The organism is Dethiosulfatarculus sandiegensis (assembly GCF_000931935.2).
In the GTDB taxonomy this organism is placed as follows: Bacteria; Desulfobacterota; Desulfarculia; order Desulfarculales; family Desulfarculaceae; genus Dethiosulfatarculus; species Dethiosulfatarculus sandiegensis.
Genome location: NZ_AZAC01000006.1, coordinates 1 through 1,776 on the forward strand (window position 1 = coordinate 1; position 1,776 = coordinate 1,776).

The 1,776-nt window shown below is 45.9% G+C and carries 2 protein-coding genes; both read left to right on the top strand.

Annotated elements, in window-relative coordinates; all coding sequences use genetic code 11:
* Window positions 1–801, top strand: an 801-nt coding sequence (locus X474_RS05460; protein ID WP_044347343.1) for a Hachiman antiphage defense system protein HamA, incomplete at its 5' end; no start/stop codon positions are given.
* Window positions 791–1,759: a DEAD/DEAH box helicase gene (locus X474_RS05465; RefSeq protein ID WP_044347344.1), complete on the top strand. Its 969-nt coding sequence runs from the start codon at window positions 791–793 to the stop codon at window positions 1,757–1,759. The genes X474_RS05460 and X474_RS05465, both read left to right, overlap by 11 nt.
* The last annotated feature ends 17 nt before the right edge of the window (window positions 1,760–1,776 follow it).

Below are 1,776 nucleotides of genomic sequence, written 5' to 3' on the forward strand. Positions count from 1 at the left end.
ACAACCTATTTAGCAACTACAACTAGAGAACGATTACAGACGACAGATGGCAAGGAAGTTGAAATCTGGAATTTTCAGCATCAGGAAGATGAAGAGGTGCTCTCAGAATGGGCCAAGCATTTCCGCAACCATTATTGTTTTGACAGCGAAATTGATTATTGGCGCCGAGGGATAAAGTGCTCTCGTTCTGAATATCTCAACAATATTAAATTCCCTGATCCAAAAGCTGCGCCTGGCCCAAGTATCCGCTCTGGTGACTTCGGCGAAGTGTTGGTGGCAGATTTTCTAGAATATCTACTTGGCTACTGGGTTCCCCGAACCCGTTATGGTGACAAGACCATCCGCAACGAATCTACAAAAGGCAGTGATATTATTGGGTTTCACATCGTAACGGATGGCAAGGCTTCATCTCAGGACCAACTAGCCATCTTTGAGGCCAAGGCACAGTTCTCAGGGAAAAAACCTAAGGCAAAACTTCAAGAAGCAGTGGATGGTTCGGCTAAAGATATAAATAGGAAGGCTGAATCCCTAAATGCCATTAAACAAAGGCTGCATAACCGCAATGAGTTTGATGAAGCCGTGAAAATCGAACGGTTTCAAAATGAAATTGACTATCCCTACAAGGAAGTCTATGGAGCTGTGGCACTGTTCGACAGTGCGCTTTTTGATGGTGGCACCAATACATCAACCGATTGCTCCACGCACCCCTATTCTGATCGCCTTACACTCCTGATTTTTAAAGGTGATCAGATGATGCCCCTTGTCCACGAGCTTTATAGGAGAGCAGCGGATGAGGCCTGAACAAAGATCGCAAAAACTGCTTGGCGTGACCCGATCCAAAGCTAAAATGTATGAATATGGCGTTCCGGAAGAGCACCACATTAGTATCCCGCAAGATCCGGCCAAACTATTCTCCTTGACCATTGGCATGTTAGGCGACTTAGCTGCAGCGATTAATCGCGAAGGAATCCAGCCGGAATCCATTATCGAACTACGCGACAATCTCATTTTTTCAGCTCGGTTTTTTGATTCCTATCTACAGTCGAAGTTGAATGAATCGCTCGACCCATACCTTGTTCTGCTGGGCTCAGCTGCTTACTACCTCTGCGATCTTCCTGGAAGCTCATCAGTAATGTCCAAATGGATTGATGGAGACTGCCCGGATTTAGACGGTGAGGGGTTGGAAGACTTGCTGCTCTGGTTGTTACAAGCAGACCTTTCAACCGATTTTGACATATGGGATGGACCGTTTAGAGAATATATTGAATCCATTTCAAAAATGGTTGTTGATTTTTTTGAGGATGGCAATGATGAGGAAAATTTGATTGATTGGGTAAGTCAACTTAGAAAAGCGGTCTATGAACATGGGACGCCTCGGCAACTCTTGTTTGGAGACGTGATCGCAGCTGTAATTAGGAAAAAAATCGAAAATTCCTCGTGGAAGGCGCTGCCGTTCTACTCCGAACTGCCAAGAGACAAGTGGCAGCCAGCAATACAAAAGGACACCTTTATAAAGGAACTTTGGCCTGCTCAACACCTCCTTGGCCAAAAGGATGTATTAAAAGGTGAATCCGCAATTGTTCAGATGCCCACCAGCGCCGGCAAGACCAGGGCTACAGAACTGGTTATCCGTAGCGCGTTTCTCGCTAATCGCACCTCTTTGGTAATAATCATTGCTCCATTCCGCGCGCTCTGCCATGAGATTAAGAACAGTCTGTTAGAGGCATTTCGCGGCGAGTCAACCAAGGTTGATGAGTGAACCTCCCCCGAATTTGT

Coding starts and splice junctions, on each gene's coding strand:
- X474_RS05465 (WP_044347344.1), top strand. CDS start 791: ATGAGGCCTGAACAAAGATCGCAAAAACTGCTTGGCGTGACCCGATCC.